The following is a 19,311-nucleotide window of genomic DNA, read 5'->3' on the forward strand; positions in this document are numbered from 1 at the left end:
TTATTTCACTCCTTGAAAATGATTTGCCATATAATCATTTAATTGACTGCTTGTCGGGTACCCTGTATGATCCCCCGGCGATTGAACAGCTAAAGCACCTATCGCATTTCCTCTTAATACTGTCTCATGGACCGGAAGACCTTGTAATAAGCCACTCATGACTCCTACTGCAAAACCATCTCCGGCTCCCACCGTATCAATTACCTTTTGTACTTTGTACCCTGGAACCATTCCTTCTTCGATTTGCGTCTTATAGAACGCCCCTTCTTCACCAAGTTTAATAATGACGAGCTCAACGCCTTTATCAAGATAAAATGATGCGATATCATAAGGTTCTTGGTAACCCGTTAAAATTTCACCCTCTTTTATCCAGGAAAAACATGATTCACTTGAAAGGCAATCTCATTGGTTGCCTGAATCATTTCTTCCTTTGAAGTCCATAAATTTGGGCGTAAATTTGGATCAAAGGATATGCTTCGGCCATTCCTTTTCATCAGAGCCAGCGCATGATTGGCAAATGCCCTTGTATGACTTGATAGAGCCAATGGGATACCTGTCATATGCATGTGCCGAGCTGATAAGAAATATTCTTCATTAAAATCATCGATACTTAGGTTGCTGGCAGCAGAGCCTTTACGAAAATATTGAACTTCAGGATCTCCAATAGTAACCTTTGATTTTAATTGAAAACCAGTCGGATAATTGGTATCCACTAAAACTTGATTAATATCAACCTTTTCCTCTTTAAGTCTGTTCACGATGAACTTTCCGAAGGCATCATTTCCCACTTTACTTACCCACCCAGATTGAAATCCAAGACGAGTGAGCCCAATGGCCACATTCGTTTCAGCCCCAGCCAGTTCGAGTGAATATTGACTAATTTCATGTAAAGGGCCTGGTTGGTTAGCAATAAACATGGCCATAGCCTCTCCAAAAGTAATGACATCTAGCTGTTGCATAATTCTTTCTTCCTTTCATTTGTAAAGTTTTTCACCAACTCTACAAATTCCTTTGTCTTTTCTTTTGGTTGAATCGGGAATTCAAGCGCTTTCACAAGATTGTTTGGAAATTGATTCATTACTTTCTTCCAGCAAAGTTTTCCCTCTGTTTCAAGCGGCACCGGGATGAATTCTCCATTTATATTTTCAACCTGTTTTAAATGAATGTACAGAACAAATGGGGCAAGTTCACGTAAAGCAGATTCAACCTCTTCATTCGAATAGATCCAGTTTCCAACATCAAACGTCATTTTAATCGGGACATGGAATTGGCGAGCGCTTTCAAAAAATAATTTTAATCGGTTTACATTTCCGCCATATAAGGTTTGGTCATTCTCAACTAAGAACTGAATATCAAGAAATGGTATCAGGAATCGTTTTAATTCTTGAATATTGGATTTGAATTTTTCAAAATGACCTAATGATACTTTGATCCAGTTTGCACCTAGGGCCTGGCCTTCTTCCATCACCATCATTAATTCCTCTGTATTCAAGGAGTGATCCGGCTTCCATAATTCAATCGGAGCTGAGTATACAGTGAAAAGTTGATATTTTTCGATTTCATTTTTAATGTATTCTAATTGAAAGTCATGGCCGGGGAATAGTTCTCTGCGAATTTCTACCCCAAATGCCCCGGATTTCGCGATCAATTCAATAAATGCAGCTTGGCCTTTCTTTAAAACTTCTATACTATCAAATGCATTTAAAGGAACGATTATATTTTCCATCTGAACACACTCCTTTCCTTTTAAATAAATCGATTTACTAAATCGGTTTAGTAAATCGATTTATTTAAAGTATAAACGTAATGTAAGCGCTTTTCAATATTAATTTTAAAAAAATCATAAAAAAATAACTCGGACCAATTTTCAGATCCGAGTTATTTTTTTCTTATTTATCCAATTTATCGATTAATTTTTTTACTAAAGGTTGATAGTTTTCTTTGACCTTATCTATTCTGATTGAAAAAGCTTCAGCCAATTGTTGGATACATTCCTGATCATAACGAAGCCAAGATCCGTATGTCCGTTTAATATACCGTTCTGCTTCCTCATATGTTTCAAATAAGGAAGCATATCTCTTACCATTATGTATGACCGCATAGGCATTATCATTTACCAGACGGATAAAGGAAATTTCTCCTTTTACACTTTTATAACTTGTACCAGTTTTTGCTTCTTTTAAATTAAATTCATTCTTGTCCGGATCCGGTTTTAGCGTTGGCAAACTAAATACCTTTATCACAAATTTTTCAAATGCATCGGCTGACATTTCTGAGCCGGAAGCTTTCGGATGGCCGCCGCCTCCAAACCGTTTTGCATATTCAGCGACATTCACTTCGTCATGTATGGTTCGATACCCAACTTTCTTGCCACTTACATTTAGAAGTAGAATCATATCTAAATGAGGATAGAGTTTATTTAACGCGTTCCCAAGCTCAGATAAATACTGTTCTGCATGAATGATTCCAATGCAATAATCATCAATAAAGGCTTGCACGGTCTGTCTGCTTTTCGAATGAATATAGCGGTTAATTTTCGCTTCTTCCATATCCAGCAGCATATTTTCAGTTTCCGTTAAATAGAAATTCTGCGGATTTTCAGAAAAACGCTTAAGCATCGCTTCTTCAAATTGTTCACGATTTAAAATATAGAACAAATCATTCAGGCGTTTGGCATCAATATTATTATTTTCGTCCCATTCCCATGTATCATATTGGCGGACTAATTCGATAAATTCCTCAAGTGCCTGATTCCTCTGTATTAAACCCTGTTCCTTTAAATAATCATAAAATAAGGAAGTTGCGCAGGTTTTCTTTCCTGTATCATATTCCGGGTGAACAAATGCCCACTTATATTCATTGAAATGAAGGGCTGTAACATGATGGTCAATCATTCTGATATGCTTCCCTTGTTGATAACGGGCTGCTAGCTTTTTCTCATTCGTTTCATTGACGGCTAAATCAGTAATATAGATTTGTGAACTATGATTTTCGGGATTTTCGATATATGTTTCTACCTGTTGGTTCAAGGTCCGATATGAGCAATATGAAACATCAGCGTTTTCACCAAATGCAAGTTTAGCAATGATTCCGCAGCCAAGTCCGTCCAAATCAATATCGGTAAATAATTTTACCATCTTCCTTACCACCATTCTTTATTTTTTCCATAAGAGTTAGTTTGTTGTTGGAACAATTATCTTATACGATTGTCAAAAAAGTGGAGCCAACTGCAAAGTAGCAATTGGCTTTTCTAGTCTATGGCAGTTCCTTTAGTTTATTTTGCATTGGCGTCCGTGGTTTTGGCTCACTGATTTCTTCAGGGTAACCAACTCCAAATACCCCAATCACGTCATATCCTTCCGGTACCCCCAGAATCTCCCGTTTGTTTGCTGCCGCTGCAATAGAGGACCAAAATGTCCCGACCCCTTCTTCCCATGCAGCTAAATTAAAATTTTGAACAAAACATGCCGTTGCAAGAGCATTTTCCTCTGTTTCAAGAGCTGTTGCCCCATGTTTTGATAAAACAGCCATTAAAACAGGAGCATTTCCAAAATTGGTTTTATGGTTCAGTTTTGCTCGAGTTTCTTGCCCAATAAAATATACTTCCCAAGGCTCCGTCATTCGATGATTGGGGGCCATGGCCGCCGCCTCCAGCCAGGTCATCAGTTTCTCGGAATGAACCGGATCAGTTTTAAATTTTTTTATCGTACGGCGTGACTTAATCGTTTCCAAAATACTCAATGGATTTCTTCCTCCCATTCAAAATACAGTTAACGAATACACGTTATACTATCATATGTAGGATGTATTTTCCAGATTCTTTTCTTTTATAGTAGCGGTTATAAAAAACACACACCTGTACACAATAATGGTCGAGGTTAAAGAAGAGGGGTGAAAAACATGACAAATCGTAATGATAACCGTGAACGTAAAAACAAGTATCCTAATAACCAAAAACAAGACAGTGAATTTGCGAAGGAAACAAGTATTCGCAGTGAAATCACTAAAAAAGATATGCAAAATAAATAGTATAAAGAAAAGAAACTCGTTCCTAAGGAGAGTTTCTTTCTTTATGAACCAATTCAATTACTCTTTTAATCTTTCATTTAATCCTCATTACCTTGTGTAAATGTAAGAATGCAAAAGAGAATGAAACTAATGAGGAGCACGGCCCCACCGCCAATATAAAGGCCTGTCTCAACAGTTGCTGGCAGAAATGCCGGTTTAAAATTGTACAAGGCCATTCCAACAGTTAATCCAACTACACCAATAATGGCACTATAAACATGCAGCCCTGCTAAAATACGACTTTTCGGTTGAAATAGTCGATAATAAACTGCCCATGCAAACATTGTCAACCAACCAACCACTAAAATATGAGCGTGGATCGGGCGAAACGCATAATCACCCGAACCAGCCATGTGACCACCAATCGCAGCACCAGCTAAGGCAAAAACAGAGGACACCCTTAACAACAAATTACTGTACTTTTTCATATTTAACCTACCTTTCTTACTCCACCAACTGTCCGTCCTTCATTGACAGCCCATGCGCCAAACCGCTAATAATAAAACCAACGAGAATACAAAAAACAAAATAAACTAATTAAAAAATATCAATTTGATAAAATGTCATCTCTTTAAACGGTAAGAACATAAAAAAATCACCTTCCAATTTTCATTTCGTAAATAGAATACGTTACGAATATGAACGGAAGATGAACGATAGTTTACATTTTCGGAAGTGTCACTTTAACGGATGTTCCTTTGCCTACTTGGCTAACTGCCTCCACTTTTCCATGATGCAACTGAACAATCGATTGGACGATCGACAGCCCAAGGCCAGTTCCATCAACGGATCGTGTCCTAGAAGTATCCGCGCGATAAAACCGGTCAAATATTCTTTTCAATTGCTCTTGTTCCAAACCAATTCCACTATCTTTAACTGTCACTTTAACGGATGAACCTGAATCAATTAGGTCAATTTCAATATTTCCATTTTCATTATTATACTTAATCGCATTTGTCAGCAGGTTTTCCCAAACAGAATATAGCAAAGAGGAGTCCCCATTAATCCACGTTTCAGGGAGTGAATAACTCATCATAATCCCTTTATCACCAATACTCCACTGATATTGATGAAGCACACCTTTTAATTGTTCAGCAAGATTAAAGCGGCTGATCTTCATTAAGTCCTTCTTGCTTTCAATCGAGGCAAGAAGAAGTAACTGCTTTGTAATCGTCGATAACCGCTCTACTTCCGATTGAACAACTTGGATATATTGAGTTTTTTCCTTCTCCTCAAGATTTTGATCATCAATTAAGTTTAAATATCCCTTTATATTGGTTAGCGGGGATTGTATATCATGAGAAATATTTGAAATCAATTCTCTTCTTAATTGTTCCACTTTCGCTAATTTCTGTGACATATTCGTAAAGCTGACTGCCAAATCCCCTAATTCGTCACTCCGGTCAATGTCCAATTTTACCGAAAAATTCCCTTCTGAAATTTCCTTTGTTGCTGCGTTTAGCTTTCTAATCGGTTTCACCAAATAATTTGTACTGACTAGGACCAAAATAACACTTAGCAAAATCGAGAGCAGCAAGAGCCAGCCAAATAAAATATGCATTTCATTAAACATTAACTTAATATCAGGGCGAATAAAAATAGCATATGATTTTTTCTGGTATGTAAACGGAACACCGATTGAGTTCTCTAATTCATTCGCAAAAAAACCAGTCACAAAGGTTTGTTTCGGAAATTGACGAATCCCATGGTACACCTCACCATTAAGCACCTTTTCCTTCACTGCATCAGGGAGATTTTTTTTTCGAAAGGCTGACCCAAAAGACTGTTGATGACCCGTTGAATCGACCAAAAGGATTTGGTAACCGATTCCGCCAATATGAGTGAAATAATCCTTTAAACTGATCTTTTTTTGCTTACTGGCAAAATCAGCAATTTTTTGAGCAAAACCGGTGATTTTCTCATCATTCTGTTTTTTCAATGTCACCTGATAATAATGATTGGAAACAATAAACGAAAGAACCCCGCTTAAAATCATTATTAAAATCGTCGTAATCGCGAACTTACTATAAAGAGATTTCATTTATTGAACCTCCAGCGAATAGCCTACCCCTCTGATTGTCTTGATGGAAAAATCTTTTTCAATCGTATTGAATCGTTCTCTGAGGCGCTTAATATGTACATCGACGGTTCGTTCATCCCCTTCAAAATCCAGTCCCCAAATCTTTTCAATTAAATGGCTGCGGCTAAAAACTTGGTTTTGGTGTTCAGCTAGAAAGGAAAGCAATTCAAATTCTTTTAATGGCAGCATATACGTTTTCTGATTAATTTTTACCTCGTAGCCTTTTTTATTTATATAGAGGGAGCCGAGACTTATATTGGCTTCACTTGTTTTACCATATCTTCTTAACAGTGCGTTTACACGGAAAATTAATTCGCGGGGTTCAAATGGTTTAACTAAATAATCATCTGTTCCCGACTCAAAGCCTTTTTCTTTATCTTCAATTTGGCTTTTGGCTGTTAATAAAATAACCGGTATGTCATAATGCTTCCTTATTTCTCTTGTTAAACTATATCCATCCATAACGGGCATCATAATATCAACAATGGCCAAATCACATAGGTCTGTTTCCAGAACCTTTAATGCTTCTCCACCGTTCTTTGCGGTAACAACCTTAAATCCTTCCTTTGTTAACAGCCCCTTAATCAGATTAAGGATATTCACATCATCATCTGCTGCTATAATCGTTTTCATCTACTACTCCTTCTACTAACTTACATTATTTATTCCATTTCAATTGTAATCAATCCATAAGAATTAGGAAAGATTAAGCCTTTAAACTCAGGGATTTCAGCACCGAATTCGACAAAGTAACAACTTATGTGTTATGATTAGGTTGTTGCATTAAGGCGTGCTAAATAACAATGTTGATTTTTAAAACATAGTTAAACGAAGCGGAAATCAACAACCAACACAAAAAGGAGGACAAAACATGATCGAATTTAAAAATATAGTTAAAAAGTATCGGACAAAAACGATTATCAATTCATTTTCGTTAGATATCGAAGCGGGACAATTAGTCGTATTTATCGGTCCCAGTGGATGTGGAAAAACAACACTACTGAAAATGATTAATAAATTAATTCAACCAACATCAGGAAAAATCTATGTAAATGGGAAAGATATCTCGACCATGAATACGATTGAACTTCGCCGAAACATTGGCTATGTTATCCAAAATACGGGTTTATTCCCACATATGTCGATTAAGGAAAATTTGGAGCTCATTCCGAAGCTTAAAGGAGAAGATCCCGAGGCAATTGCCAAAAAAACGGAGGAATTATTGGAGACGGTTGGATTAAATCCAAAGGAATATCTGCACCGCTATCCAAATGAACTGAGCGGCGGGCAGCAGCAAAGGGTTGGCGTAGCTCGTGCTTTCTCCACTAACTCCGATATCATCTTAATGGACGAACCATTCAGTGCCTTAGACCCCGTGACTAGAAGCTCTCTGCAGGATGAACTATTCCAAATGCAAAAGGAATTTAACAAGACGATTATCTTTGTAACGCATGATATGGATGAAGCTATTAAAATAGCTGACAAGATTTGTATTTTAAAAGATGGTGATATTCTTCAATATGATTCACCGGAAAATATCTTAAAAAATCCGGCTAACCATTTTGTTGAAGACTTCATTGGAAAAAGAAGAGTATGGAATAATCCTGAATTACTATTGGCCGAGGATATTATGATCGCTCATCCTGTTAAAATTACCGGGAAACGTAATGTTCTTCAGGCAATTGAAATTATGAAGGATCATAAGGTAGACAGCTTAATGGTAACGAATAAGAATAATATTCTCATCGGTTTAGTGACATTGAAAGGAATTCAATTGCTGAACCGTAATGATGCAATTGAGGATGTTATGGAGCAAAATGTTCTATCTGTATCACAAGATGCAAATTTGATTTCTGTTCTTACAACGATGAATGAACACAAGATTGGCTATGTACCTGTTGTAAATTACATGAATCAATTAACAGGTCTTATTACAAGGAGCAGTATTTTATCAGCATTAAGCAGTCAACTAATTGACTTGGAGGTGGCCTTTTAATGAAGGATTTCTGGAACTATCTACAATCAAACTCAGACCAAATTTTTGGTTTAATAGGGGAACATTTATATTTAAGTGTCATTTCAGTTGTGATTGCCATTATTGTCGGCATCCCGCTCGGAATCTTGATTTCCAGAGAGCCGAAATTATCAAAGCCGATTATTGGAACAACAAATGTCATTCAAGCGGTTCCAAGCTTGGCCTTACTCGGGTTTTTAATCCCGTTTATCGGGATTGGCAGCACCCCTGCCATTGTAATGGTTGTTCTTTATTCTTTACTTCCTATTGTTAAAAATACCTACACTGGGTTAACGAATATTAATGCAGACATTCTGGAAGCCGCCAAAGGTATCGGTTTAACCAAGAGCCAAACAATGAGAAAGGTTCAGTTGCCGTTAGCTTTCCCGATGATTATGGCGGGAATCAGAATTTCAGCGGTTACCGCTGTCGGATTAATGACGATCGCAGCCTTTGTCGGGGCCGGCGGACTAGGTTATCTAGTCTTTTCAGGTGTGCAAACTGTTGACAACAACATGATCTTAGCAGGTGCGATTCCTGCATGTATCCTGGCACTGTTAATTGACTTTATTGTTGGAAAACTTGAGTCTTCCATCTCTTATACTAGTAAAATCAAATCCTCTAAAATGAAGAAGAAACCAGCAAAAAAATGGTTCATTGCAACAAGCGCCATTGTGGTTCTTGCTGCAGGAGGATTTGGTGTTTACGCAAAAGCAACAGGCGACTCCAAAGATAAAATTGTCATTGGTTCTAAAAATTTTAGTGAACAATTAATTTTAAGTAATATGCTTGCTGATGTCATTGAAGATAAAACAGATTTGCAAGTCGAACGAAAATTAAACCTCGGTGGTTCACAAGTGGCTTTTAGTGCCCTTAAGAATGGTAATATTGATGCCTATGTCGAATACACTGGCACTGGTTTAGTGAATATTCTAAACCAACCGCCTGAAAGTAATCCTGATAAAGTTTATAAATATGTCCAAAAAGAATTTAAGAATAAATATGGCATTGATATGCTAAAACCGCTTGGTTTCAACAATACGTACGCACTGGCAGTACGTCAAGATACGGCGAAGCAATATGGATTAAACACTATTTCGGACTTGGCAAAAGTGAGTGATGGTTTAACCTTCGGACCAACCATTGAATTTCCGAATCGGGAGGATGGGTTAATTGGTCTTACAAAAACATATGGAATAAAATTTAAAGATGTGAAGGCTGTTGATGGCGGCCTGCGCTATACTGCTTTAGATCATCATAAGAGTGATGCCATTGATGCATTTTCTACTGATGGATTACTTGAAGCCTTCCATTTAAAAGTATTAAAGGACGATAAAAACTTTTTCCCTCCATACTATGCCGTACCAATCGTAAAAGAGGAAACATTAAAAAAACATCCGGAACTGAAAAAGGCATTAAATGCTCTCTCGGGTAAAATAACAGATGAGAAAATGCGTGAATTAAATTATAAAGTAGACAGCTTGAAGCAGTCTCCGGCAAAAGTTGCAAAAGAGTTTTTACAAAAAGAAGGAATTATAAAATAATTCTAAAGACCGGTCTATACTATAGACCGGTCTCCTTTTTATTCCTCTAAAAAATGCTGAACTCTTTCGTACGTTTTTTCATCTCCTATGACAAGGAGAATATCGCCTTCGTGGATTAAAGCATAAGGGCCGGGTGATATAATCATCTCCCCTTTCCTTTTCATTCCAATCACTGTCCCTCCAGTGTTTTGCCAAAACTTCATATCTGAAATCGTCTTGCCAATATGGATGCAGCCAGGAAAAATTTCAATCTCAAGTGGTGCTAATGGATTCGTATGGCGCAGTTTGTCTGAATAGTCCATAATTTTCGTTAACGTTTCATACAACTGTTCGTCCAATTTTTCTCGTTCCACAATCAAATGGTTCATTTGCTTTTTCAGGTCTTTTACACTGGCAAGATTCGAAAATCGATGAATATACTTGAAGGCATTTTCCCTAGAGGAAATTACAATTCCACTGCCTTTGGTAGAATGAACAATTTCCACATCTTCTAAAATTTTTATTGCTCTGCGGACGGTTTCAGGTGAAACCTTGTATTCACTAGCCAATGTGGATCTGCCATGAATTTTTTCTCCTACCTTAAATTTACCATCATAGATTCGATTGGCTAAATCAATGGCGATTCGTTCATATGTAGGTATTTGTGTCCTTTCCATAAAAAACCTCCGACACCACTAGTATTAAAAAAGTCTTATCTTATTTTTTTGTATCTAATACCCTTCCACTATACTCTTTTAGACGATAGCTTGCGAGTGAAAAGTTAAAGACTTTATTCAGAGAATTTTGGGCATAATTGTAAAAGGAAATGGAATGAGGTGAGGACATGAAACGTAAAATAATTCTTTGTTTAAGTATCGCCTTTATGATTTTTATGACCACCCTATTTGTCTTTTACCTCATTAAAGATGACACCTCTAATTGGCAGGTAGCTCTCGGCGGTATCATTGTCAGTGCCTTACCATTATTACTATTGCGCTTAAAAAATAATCCTTTTAACATTCCGCAAATTTTAGGTTATTTCTTATTTCTGTTTTGTTCTACTTACTTAGGTTCCATTGCTCTTTTTTATCTTCATCATAAATGGTGGGATTCAACACTTCATTTTTACAAGGGAGCATACGTTGGTGTGATCGCCATTACACTTTTTAAGATACTGGTGCCTTCTCAAAATCGAGAGGATGTATCGCGGTGGGTTCTCTTCCTATTTGTGCTTTCACTTGGTGCTTCAGCTAGTGTATTTTGGGAAATCTATGAATTTTTAGGGGATCTAACATTTACACACACGATGCAACGAGGCGGCAACACCGATACCATGTATGATTTATTGTGTGGTTTAGCCGGCGGACTCCTGATTGCACTATACTCCTTAGTCCGCAAACAACAGGTTTAATTGGAGGAAATAAACAATGAATCGGAAACTTGTCATTCTCATTAGTGCAGCCTATGTACTATTTATGGCCATTTTGGCTTTTTATTATCATTCAACCGGTGCATCATTTAAATCTACTGTAGCAATTGGCGGAATTGTCTGCGGTGCGATTCCGCTTCTGTTGGCTCTTTTTACAAAACTTCAATTCAATTTGCCGATCGTTTTTTCTTACTTGATTTTCTTGATTGGTTCACAATATTTAGGTTCGATTCGCGGCTGGTATGGCCTTGGCTGGTGGGACACCTTTATGCATTTTATCAGCGGCGGTATCCTGGCATTTGCAGCGATTGCTTTATATGAGCGACTTATTCATCGAAATGCAGGAAATGCGATTTCCCCTTGGTTTGTATTTTTGTATACCCTATCTTTTGCTGCCCTCGGCGGAGTCCTATGGGAAGTTTATGAATTCAGCTGTGATCAATTTTTGGGCATGACCCTGCAAGGCGGCGGAAATACAGACACGATGACCGATTTGATTGCCGATACTGCAGGAGGGCTTGTCATCGCGATTTGGGCAGGGGTTCGAACAAAAATTAAATTAAAGAATCAATGAGACTTATCATGAGCTGTGTTTAAATTTTATACAAATTAAACACAGCTCTTTCTACCCCACTGATCCTTTTGTTGCTTCAAATAGATTTATACCAAAACAGGTTGTTTTTCTTCTACTAGTAATAATAGACGATTTCTTATGTCTTCTACATTTACATTTTTTTGTGAAACACCCGTTTCCATTGCAGCATTCGCAACAGCTGCTGCTACATGGGCAGCCACTCGGCGGTCAAATGGGTCTGGTATCACATAGTCGGCATGGAGATCTTCCGCTGAAATCAATCCAGCAATAGCATAAACTGCTGCAAGCTTCATTTCTTCATTGATTTCTTTTGCATGTACATCTAAAGCCCCCCGGAAGATGCCCGGAAATGCTAGTACATTATTAACCTGATTAGGGAAATCAGATCGGCCAGTCCCTACTACGAGTGCTCCAGCTTCTTTTGCCTCCTCCGGCATAATTTCCGGTATTGGATTGGCCATCGCAAAAATGATCGGATATGGATTCATGGAACGAACCATCTCTTTTGTGACAGCACCTGCAGCTGATACGCCGACAAACACATCTGCTCCCACCAACGCATCCGCTAATAACCCTTGTTGCTGTTCTTTATTGGTAATACAGGCTATTTCCTCTTTAAATGGATTCATTCCTACAGGGCGGCCATTATAAATGATTCCATTTGTATCACATAAGATGACATCCTTTACTCCCATATGTAGTAAGAGTTTCACAATCGCCACACCTGCTGCACCTGCACCGTTTATCACAACACGAATATCATTAATACTCTTCTCAGCGAGTTTTAGAGCGTTAATTAATCCAGCAGCAGTAACGATTGCAGTGCCATGTTGATCATCATGAAAAATTGGAATATTGCAGGCTTCTTGTAAGCGGCTCTCAATTTCAAAACATTGAGGTGCAGCAATGTCTTCTAAGTTAATCCCGCCAAATGTAGGCTCAAGTAATTTGACAACCTCGACAATTTTATCCGAATCAAATGTATCTAAACAAAGGGGAAATGCATCTACATCAGCAAATGATTTAAATAACAATGCTTTTCCTTCCATCACGGGCATTGCAGCTTTGGGGCCAATATTCCCAAGACCGAGTACAGCTGTTCCATCTGAAACAACGGCAACAAGATTCCCCTTCATTGTGTAGTCGTATACTTTGCTTTCATCCTCATGAATGACTAAACAAGGTTCTGCAACGCCTGGTGAATATGCTAAACTTAAATCGTTTGCATTGCGTACTGCGACTTTTGAATGAACGCCAAGCTTTCCTCGATTTTCTTTATGCATTTTTAATGCTTCTTCACGTAAAGTTGACATAAATTGACTCTTCTCCTCCTTGTTTTACATATAAAACAATGTTACATATATCTATAATAATATATTTAATTTTATTAATAGTCAATAATATTCAGATAATTTGTTTTTATATTAAAAATTAGTTTTATATACAAAACTATTTATGTTGTACAAAAATAATTATTTGCTTATCATCGTTTTATTTTTAACGGGGAAATACGGGAGATGTTATATTATTTTCTCTCAAAATTAAGAAGGCCTAACCGAATATAAAATGTACCCTATAGAGTAGACACTTAAAAAAAGTGCTTTCTATAGGGTACTTTTTTTATATAATTTAATAACACAACTAGAGACATACTGGAGACGGAGAAATCATGAGTAAAAAGACTTTTACAGAGAAAGAAATCGCTATACTATCTAAGAATCCATATATACAATCTGTTAGTTCAAAAGGAATTACATACTCTGATGAGTTTAAGCAACACTTTATCTCAGAGTTCAATAAGGGGAAATTCTCGAGACAAATATTTGAAGAAGCAGGGTTTGACGTTGATATTATCGGGATACAAAGAATTAAATCAGCTTCAGAACGTTGGAGGAATGCCTTTAAGAAGGCTGGGGTATTGGGACTTAATGACACTAGGAAAGAAAGTTCTGGTAGACCACGTGTAACGGAGTTATCCCTTGAGGAGAAATATGCCAGGTTAGAAGCTCAAATGAATCTCTTAAAGGCAGAGAATGAACTCCTAAAAAAGATCCGCATGCTAGAAAGGGGGCTGGTGAAGTAAAACTCCCTGCTAGTCAAAAATATATCCTCATTCGGTACGTCATTGAGAAATACAACTTGAAGCACATGGTGAGTTTCCTTTGTGAGGCAGCTAATGTTTCACGAAGCGGGTATTATAATTATTTCTCTCAGAAGTCCGTAGAACAGAGAAAACGGCAAGATGCAAAGGATGAAGAATCAAAAGCGTTGATATTAAAGGCCTTTCACTTTAAAGGTAAAATGAAAGGGGCACGTCAAATTAAAATGACATTGGCGGGCCAATTTCAGTGTGTCTTCAATTTGAAGAAGATCCGTAGAATCATGAAAAAATATGATATTGTCTGCCCAATCAGGAAAGCAAATCCATACCGAAGAATGATGAAAGCCACTCAGGAACACAGAGTGGTTCCTAACCTATTAAACCGTCAATTCAAACAAGATGCACCAGGTAAAGTACTGCTCACGGACATCACATACCTAAACTACCATAGTGGACAAAGAGCGTACCTGTCTGTGGTTAAAGACGGGTCTACCGGGGAAGTATTGGCGCACTATCTTTCTAATCGAATCACCATGGATTTGGCCACTAACACCTTACTCAAATTAAAGAAGAATCGAAACTTTAAGAAGGCTGAAAATGCTCTTATCCACTCTGATCAAGGGACACATTATACCCATCCCGATTTCCAAAAACTCGTTCGGAAACTAAGGTTACGTCAGTCTATGTCTAGGAGAGGGAACTGTTGGGATAACGCCCCAATCGAATCATTCTTTGGTCATCTGAAAGACGAGGTAAACATAAAAGCGTGTAAGACGTTCGAGGAGCTTCAATGTGAAATAGACAAGTATATCCGCCACTATAACCATACCAGATATCAATGGAACCTAAAAAAGATGACCCCTGTACAATACAGAAATCATCTTCTTCAGGTTGCTTAATCCCTTTTTTCAAAATGTCCTTTACAAAGGGTACATTTTAATAACGGTTAAGCCTTTTTAATTGATTAAATTCAATAACGTTGTCGTCGTAATCTCGTCTTGTGATGTATGTACCTTTTAAACCATCACGGCTGCAAAGAATTCATCATAAAGTGCCTGAACGGCTCTTTTTTCTTCGACTTCTTTTACCCCAAACATCATGCTCACTTCAGATGAACCCTGATTAATCATTTCGATATTAACCTTTGCCTTTGCTAAAGCTTTGGAAGCCCTGGCCATTGTTCCCACATTCCTGCGCATGCCTTCTCCCACGACCATAATCAAAGCCAGGCTGTGTTCGAATTTAACTAAATCAGCATTAAGGTCTGTTTCAATACGTCTTTTAATTTCTTCCTCCATTCCCGGAGCAAGCTGATTCTCTCTTAGGATCACTGAGATATCATCAATACCGGAAGGAGTGTGTTCATAGGATAGACCAAACTCCTCTAGAATACCAAGAAGCTTACGGCCAAACCCAACCTCTCGATTCATTAAATACTTGCTTACATAAATACTGCAAAAGCCTTCATCACTAGCAATTCCGATAACAGGACCGTTTGTATTATCGCGTTCATAAACAATTCTTGTACCAGGTGCAGAAGGATTATTTGTATTTTTAATATTCACCGGAATTCCTGCTCGGAAGGCCGGAACAAGTGCTTCATCATGAAGAACAGAAAATCCTGCGTAGGAAAGCTCGCGCATTTCACGATATGTCAATTCTTTGATCTCCTTTGGGCGGCTCACTAATGATGGATTAACGGAATAAACTGCATCCACATCGGTAAAGTTTTCATAAAGATCGGCCTTTAAGGCATTGGCAAGGATTGAACCCGTAATATCTGATCCGCTTCGTGAAAAGGTAAATACATCCCCTTCCTTGCTATAGCCAAAAAATCCTGGGAATACTAAAATTCCTCGTCGATCATGTAGTGAGGCTAATTTTGTATATGATTCCGGTAGAGTTTGGGCATTTCCTGGCTCATCACTGACAAGAAGTCCTGCATCTTTAGGATCAACATAAGAGGCATCAACACCTTGCGATTGAAAATAGGCAGCAACTAATTTTGCGTTGTTATCCTCTCCACTAGCCTTCATTAAATCCATAAACCGTTCAGGGTTACTCTTATCCGAGGAAGCTCTTCTTTTAAGGTCATTCTCAATTTCCTGAATGATATCTGAAGAAATGGCTAATTCTTCAGCAATTAACGCATATCTTGCCACTACAGCATCTAATTTTTCCTTTGGATCTTGATTCTGTAAGGAAAGTTCAGCACACTCAATCAATAAATCCGTTACCTTCTCATCTTCAGAAAATCTTTTTCCTGGTGCCGAAACGACTACTACCTTCCGTTCAGGGTCTGAAACAACAATCTGGAAAACCTTCTCTAATTGTTTTCCTGATGCTAAAGACGATCCTCCAAATTTAACGACCTTCATTTCTTACAACTCCTAATCTTTTAAAAATATAATCTTAATTTTATTCTAATTCTGAAAATAATCAATAGTTTTTTTCCTTCTATCGAGGACATTTGTTTATTTGCAGTGGACATTAATACAATTAGACCAAAAAAGCAGTAAAATTTCAACTATTAAAGCCCACTGTCTTTCCTATAAATAAAATTTAACGAATGAGTTCAATAAAATGAAAAAGAATCTTGGCAGTTAACCCCCATATAACCTTTTCTTCATAAATATAGAAATATTCGTCCAATCCTCTTGTCCGCCATTTATAATTTTCTCCCCCTGGAATTAACTCCAACGGAAAGTTTTTTTCCGGTTCAACTTTAAAATTCAAATTGTACACTTCAGGCTTATGATTTAAGAAAAAGGACATGGCTACCGAAAAAACATCCCCCACTTCAGCTGGATTAGGTTGTATCGATTCAGGACAATCAATAAATCCAGCGAAGGGATAAATAATCATACCAAACTGTGAAACCATATAATCCAAAGGAAATACTCTCGAGATATTTTCTCTTTTTATTCCTAATTCCTCAAGTGTTTCCCGTATTGCCGCTCCTTTCTCATCAGAATCGTCAGAATCAATTCTTCCACCTGGGAAACAAATTTCTCCCGGCTGTCTCCTAAGCTCCATAGACCTGACTTCAAACAGGATATGGATTCCATCCTCTTTTTGAATAAGAGGTAAAAGTACTGCATACTTGGAAAATTTTTCACTTCCCAGTATCGTCGGCGTATGTGTTTTTAATTTATGATGAATAAATTCCAAATCCATAAATTTCACCTCTTTTGTTTCACTCAACTTGATAAACTGCCATCAAGTATTCCCCGTCATAAAGGAATTGTTATTTTAATTTTAGACAAGATTCATGGTAGAAATTACTCTTTTAAAACAAATTTATTATTATACTCATACATTTGTCTTGATTGCCAATAACAGCCCGGTTGACCAATCCATTTCTGTTATCACCAAATCCGGTCTTTTTCGGAGTGTATCAACAAGTTTGGGAGCTTTGATTCTATATTCTTCCGGCACTCTCTCATCTGGCAGCAAATCATGAATCACATAAAACCCTCCCACATTTAAATGATCTAGCGTTTTATCAAGTAGTTCGAATTTTCCTGGCCAGGTATCGGCAAAAATAAAATCAAATTGCTCAGACATTTTTTGAATAAAAGCCGCCCCATCTTCGCACCGGAATGATACTCTGCTGTCTTGCCCGAGGTACCTCTTAGCAATAGATTGCACACTCGCATCTATGTCAACCGTCGTAAGCCTGCTTTCAGCATCCATTCCCTCAATAATCCATGAAGCCGATGCCCCTGCGCCTGTTCCCAGCTCTAAGAAATTTCCTCTTGATTTTGAGGAAGCCAATCCTTTTAGCAAAAACCCTGTTTTTCTGTCACATGATTGCTCAAAGCCAATCACCTGAGAGTCTTGTAATATTTTCGCGTAAGCAAGTGGCGCTTGCAAAACTTTGTTTTCCTCCATGACAATCCCCCCTATTTATAATGGCTGATGATTTCCGCTCCAGGTGCTTCGCTTTCCGCGGGCGGTCCGGGGAGCCTCCTCGGCTCCGTACTCCCGCAAGAGTCTCGCACCTTCCACTACAATCAAAATGTTTAAAATCAGCAATGACCTTTTATATAGAATATGAAAAAATAAAAAGGCCTCTTATGATAAGAGGCCTTTGGATAAACGATACCGACCTCTTATCTCCCAGAGTATGTCTACTCTGTTGGAATTAGCACCTTCCTGAAATAATCAGGGGTTGCTGAGGTTTCGCAGGGCCAGTCCCTCCACCTCTCTGGATAAGAATAAATTTTATGGAATTTATTTCATTTGCCAATAAGTATCGCACAGTTTTTACAAAAAGACAATACTTTTACTCGATAATAATCTCCACCCATTTAATAAAATTATTGCTTTTTCTCTGCCCAAGAGTACATATAATCAAGATCTTCAACGGCAGCTGCGGCTTTAACAACCTTCAATGGATGAAACGTATCAATCATAACAGCTAATTCCAATGTTTCTTTTTTGCCAATGCTTGCTTCTGTTTTCCCAGGATGAGGCCCATGCGGGATGCCGCTTGGGTGAAGCGTGATTGAGCCCTCTTGAATCCCCTTTCGGCTCATAAAATTACCTTCCACATAATAGAGGAGCTCATCACTGTTCACATTGCTATGGTAATATGGCGCCGGTATTGATTGCGGATGATAATCATATAATCTTGGCACAAAGGAACATACCACAAAATTACTTCCTTCGAAGGTTTGGTGAACAGGCGGTGGCTGATGGATCCTTCCCGTAATCGGTTCGAAATCCTCAATATTAAACGCCCAGGGATAGAGATACCCATCCCATCCAACCACATCGAACGGGTGATGGCCAAGGATATGTGAATGGATATTTCCTCTCGCTTTCGTTAACACCTCAAACTCGCCCTTTTGATTAAACGTCTGTAACGATTCCGGACCACGGATATCCCGCTCGCAAAACGGACTATGTTCCAAAAGCTGCCCGTATTCATTGCGATAACGCCTTGGTGTTGTAATTTGGCTGAAGGATTCTACAAACAGCATTTTAGTCGTTTCATTTTCATTTGGAATCACACGATAAATTGTTCCAATTGGAATCACTAAATAATCCCCTTGCCTGTATGGAATCGTTCCAAACATCGTCTCAAGCCTTCCGGAACCATAGTGAATAAAGAGCATCTCATCGCCATCGCCGTTTCGGTAAAAGCTAGGCATTCCTTCCGTCACATTTGCAGTTCCAATCAGCAAATCCTGATTACCTAAAAAGTACTGTCTTCCTATTAGTGCATTTCCGTGCTTAGATACGTTGCTGGTAAAAAAATGACGGTGCCGTAAACTTGGCTGGTCTTCATATTCCGGCAAAAAACTCATAACTAATTCGGATTTCACTACTTCGGTAGGCATGTATTCATGATATAAGATCGACTGAGTTCCCGAAAACCCGCGTGTCCCCATCACCTGCTCACGGTAAAGGCTACCATCTTCCTTCTTATGGATTGTATGACGTTTATGGGGAATCTTGCCCATCTTACGATAAAACATCCGGCCACCCCTTTT

At 38.1% G+C, this 19,311-nt stretch carries 18 protein-coding genes, 1 pseudogene and 1 riboswitch; of the genes and pseudogenes, 6 read left to right on the forward strand and 13 right to left on the reverse strand.

Annotated elements, in window-relative coordinates; all coding sequences use genetic code 11:
* The 4 genes and pseudogenes from RCG21_RS23090 to RCG21_RS23105 form a co-directional block, all read right to left on the reverse strand.
* A pseudogene (locus tag RCG21_RS23090) lies at positions 1-959 on the reverse strand (sugar kinase).
* On the reverse strand, positions 947-1,726 hold the full coding sequence (locus tag RCG21_RS23095) for a sugar phosphate isomerase/epimerase family protein (protein ID WP_133337876.1): 780 nt from the start codon (positions 1,724-1,726) through the stop codon (positions 947-949). The pseudogene RCG21_RS23090 and the gene RCG21_RS23095 overlap by 13 nt, the downstream one beginning before the upstream one ends.
* 163 nt (positions 1,727-1,889) lie before the next feature.
* Positions 1,890-3,137, reverse strand: a complete 1,248-nt coding sequence (locus RCG21_RS23100; RefSeq protein ID WP_133337878.1) for a DHHA1 domain-containing protein — start codon at positions 3,135-3,137, stop codon at positions 1,890-1,892.
* Between the two features lie 118 nt (positions 3,138-3,255).
* Positions 3,256-3,741, reverse strand: coding sequence for a nitroreductase family protein (locus RCG21_RS23105; protein ID WP_133337880.1), 486 nt, complete (start codon positions 3,739-3,741; stop codon positions 3,256-3,258).
* A 159-nt stretch (positions 3,742-3,900) separates the two neighbouring features.
* On the opposite strand from RCG21_RS23105, the gene RCG21_RS23110 reads away from it, so the two are divergent.
* Complete coding sequence (locus RCG21_RS23110) at positions 3,901-4,029, forward strand: hypothetical protein (protein WP_268884126.1); 129 nt, start codon at positions 3,901-3,903, stop codon at positions 4,027-4,029.
* A 77-nt stretch (positions 4,030-4,106) separates the two neighbouring features.
* Here RCG21_RS23110 and RCG21_RS23115 read toward each other — a convergent pair whose 3' ends face one another.
* The 3 genes from RCG21_RS23115 to RCG21_RS23125 all read right to left on the reverse strand — a co-directional run bounded on the left by RCG21_RS23115 (position 4,107) and on the right by RCG21_RS23125 (position 6,781).
* Positions 4,107-4,496, reverse strand: a complete 390-nt coding sequence (locus tag RCG21_RS23115; RefSeq protein WP_133337882.1) for a hypothetical protein — start codon at positions 4,494-4,496, stop codon at positions 4,107-4,109.
* Positions 4,497-4,729: 233 nt separating this feature from the next.
* On the reverse strand, positions 4,730-6,109 hold the full coding sequence (locus RCG21_RS23120; RefSeq protein WP_133337884.1) for a sensor histidine kinase: 1,380 nt from the start codon (positions 6,107-6,109) through the stop codon (positions 4,730-4,732).
* Positions 6,110-6,781, reverse strand: a complete 672-nt coding sequence (locus RCG21_RS23125; RefSeq protein WP_133337886.1) for a response regulator transcription factor — start codon at positions 6,779-6,781, stop codon at positions 6,110-6,112.
* Between the two features lie 238 nt (positions 6,782-7,019).
* On the opposite strand from RCG21_RS23125, the gene RCG21_RS23130 reads away from it, so the two are divergent.
* Both RCG21_RS23130 and RCG21_RS23135 read left to right on the forward strand, forming a co-directional pair.
* On the forward strand, positions 7,020-8,144 hold the full coding sequence (locus tag RCG21_RS23130; RefSeq protein ID WP_133337888.1) for an ABC transporter ATP-binding protein: 1,125 nt from the start codon (positions 7,020-7,022) through the stop codon (positions 8,142-8,144).
* Entirely contained in the window at positions 8,144-9,706 is a 1,563-nt protein-coding gene (locus RCG21_RS23135; protein WP_133337890.1) for an ABC transporter permease/substrate-binding protein, read from the forward strand. The genes RCG21_RS23130 and RCG21_RS23135 overlap by 1 nt, the downstream gene beginning before the upstream one ends.
* 38 nt (positions 9,707-9,744) lie before the next feature.
* Here the strand turns inward: RCG21_RS23135 and RCG21_RS23140 are convergent, their stop codons facing one another.
* The gene (locus RCG21_RS23140; protein ID WP_026576495.1) at positions 9,745-10,362 is read right to left on the reverse strand and encodes a GntR family transcriptional regulator; all 618 of its coding nucleotides are present in this window, start codon (positions 10,360-10,362) and stop codon (positions 9,745-9,747) included.
* Between the two features lie 167 nt (positions 10,363-10,529).
* On the opposite strand from RCG21_RS23140, the gene RCG21_RS23145 reads away from it, so the two are divergent.
* Both RCG21_RS23145 and RCG21_RS23150 read left to right on the forward strand, forming a co-directional pair.
* Complete coding sequence (locus tag RCG21_RS23145; RefSeq protein ID WP_133337892.1) at positions 10,530-11,096, forward strand: DUF2238 domain-containing protein; 567 nt, start codon at positions 10,530-10,532, stop codon at positions 11,094-11,096.
* Between the two features lie 16 nt (positions 11,097-11,112).
* The gene (locus tag RCG21_RS23150; protein WP_133337894.1) at positions 11,113-11,688 is read left to right on the forward strand and encodes a DUF2238 domain-containing protein; all 576 of its coding nucleotides are present in this window, start codon (positions 11,113-11,115) and stop codon (positions 11,686-11,688) included.
* Between the two features lie 86 nt (positions 11,689-11,774).
* On the opposite strand, the gene ystJ is transcribed toward RCG21_RS23150, so the two are convergent.
* Positions 11,775-13,022 (reverse strand): NADP-dependent malic enzyme, encoded by a 1,248-nt coding sequence (gene ystJ / locus RCG21_RS23155; protein ID WP_133337896.1) that lies wholly within the window; start codon positions 13,020-13,022, stop codon positions 11,775-11,777.
* 356 nt (positions 13,023-13,378) lie between these two features.
* Here ystJ and RCG21_RS23160 point away from each other — a divergent pair.
* Positions 13,379-14,709 (forward strand): IS3 family transposase gene (locus tag RCG21_RS23160; protein WP_308912891.1). Its coding sequence is split into 2 segments (ribosomal slippage): positions 13,379-13,751 and positions 13,751-14,709, totalling 1,332 coding nucleotides; the frame shifts between segments, so codons are not numbered across the junction.
* Positions 14,710-14,826: 117 nt separating this feature from the next.
* On the opposite strand, the gene RCG21_RS23165 is transcribed toward RCG21_RS23160, so the two are convergent.
* The 4 genes from RCG21_RS23165 to RCG21_RS23180 all read right to left on the reverse strand — a co-directional run bounded on the left by RCG21_RS23165 (position 14,827) and on the right by RCG21_RS23180 (position 19,296).
* On the reverse strand, positions 14,827-16,188 hold the full coding sequence (locus RCG21_RS23165) for an aspartate kinase (RefSeq protein WP_308913834.1): 1,362 nt from the start codon (positions 16,186-16,188) through the stop codon (positions 14,827-14,829).
* A 184-nt stretch (positions 16,189-16,372) separates the two neighbouring features.
* Positions 16,373-16,987, reverse strand: a complete 615-nt coding sequence (locus tag RCG21_RS23170; protein WP_308913835.1) for an NUDIX hydrolase — start codon at positions 16,985-16,987, stop codon at positions 16,373-16,375.
* A 135-nt stretch (positions 16,988-17,122) separates the two neighbouring features.
* Positions 17,123-17,704 carry an O-methyltransferase gene (locus RCG21_RS23175; protein ID WP_308913836.1) on the reverse strand — a complete coding sequence of 194 codons (582 nt, stop codon included), beginning with the start codon at positions 17,702-17,704 and terminating at the stop codon, positions 17,123-17,125.
* A gap of 218 nt (positions 17,705-17,922) precedes the next feature.
* Positions 17,923-18,031, reverse strand: a riboswitch (SAM riboswitch).
* Positions 18,032-18,132: 101 nt separating this feature from the next.
* Positions 18,133-19,296 (reverse strand): homogentisate 1,2-dioxygenase, encoded by a 1,164-nt coding sequence (locus tag RCG21_RS23180; RefSeq protein WP_308913837.1) that lies wholly within the window; start codon positions 19,294-19,296, stop codon positions 18,133-18,135.
* Positions 19,297-19,311: the final 15 nt, after the last annotated feature.

Source organism: Bacillus salipaludis (assembly GCF_030938565.1).
Taxonomy (GTDB): domain Bacteria; phylum Bacillota; class Bacilli; order Bacillales; family Cytobacillaceae; genus Neobacillus; species Neobacillus salipaludis_A.

Excerpts from the sequence above, each read along its gene's own strand:
- RCG21_RS23095 (WP_133337876.1), bottom strand. The coding sequence starts at position 1,726 with ATGGAAAATATAATCGTTCCTTTAAATGCATTTGATAGTATAGAAGTT.
- RCG21_RS23125 (WP_133337886.1), bottom strand. The coding sequence starts at position 6,781 with ATGAAAACGATTATAGCAGCAGATGATGATGTGAATATCCTTAATCTG.
- RCG21_RS23145 (WP_133337892.1), top strand. The coding sequence starts at position 10,530 with ATGAAACGTAAAATAATTCTTTGTTTAAGTATCGCCTTTATGATTTTT.
- RCG21_RS23180 (WP_308913837.1), bottom strand. The coding sequence starts at position 19,296 with ATGTTTTATCGTAAGATGGGCAAGATTCCCCATAAACGTCATACAATC.
- RCG21_RS23170 (WP_308913835.1), bottom strand. The coding sequence starts at position 16,987 with ATGGATTTGGAATTTATTCATCATAAATTAAAAACACATACGCCGACG.
- RCG21_RS23110 (WP_268884126.1), top strand. The coding sequence starts at position 3,901 with ATGACAAATCGTAATGATAACCGTGAACGTAAAAACAAGTATCCTAAT.
- RCG21_RS23130 (WP_133337888.1), top strand. The coding sequence starts at position 7,020 with ATGATCGAATTTAAAAATATAGTTAAAAAGTATCGGACAAAAACGATT.
- RCG21_RS23150 (WP_133337894.1), top strand. The coding sequence starts at position 11,113 with ATGAATCGGAAACTTGTCATTCTCATTAGTGCAGCCTATGTACTATTT.
- RCG21_RS23115 (WP_133337882.1), bottom strand. The coding sequence starts at position 4,496 with ATGAAAAAGTACAGTAATTTGTTGTTAAGGGTGTCCTCTGTTTTTGCC.
- RCG21_RS23120 (WP_133337884.1), bottom strand. The coding sequence starts at position 6,109 with ATGAAATCTCTTTATAGTAAGTTCGCGATTACGACGATTTTAATAATG.
- RCG21_RS23100 (WP_133337878.1), bottom strand. The coding sequence starts at position 3,137 with ATGGTAAAATTATTTACCGATATTGATTTGGACGGACTTGGCTGCGGA.
- RCG21_RS23135 (WP_133337890.1), top strand. The coding sequence starts at position 8,144 with ATGAAGGATTTCTGGAACTATCTACAATCAAACTCAGACCAAATTTTT.
- RCG21_RS23165 (WP_308913834.1), bottom strand. The coding sequence starts at position 16,188 with ATGAAGGTCGTTAAATTTGGAGGATCGTCTTTAGCATCAGGAAAACAA.
- ystJ (WP_133337896.1), bottom strand. The coding sequence starts at position 13,022 with ATGTCAACTTTACGTGAAGAAGCATTAAAAATGCATAAAGAAAATCGA.
- RCG21_RS23140 (WP_026576495.1), bottom strand. The coding sequence starts at position 10,362 with ATGGAAAGGACACAAATACCTACATATGAACGAATCGCCATTGATTTA.
- RCG21_RS23175 (WP_308913836.1), bottom strand. The coding sequence starts at position 17,704 with ATGGAGGAAAACAAAGTTTTGCAAGCGCCACTTGCTTACGCGAAAATA.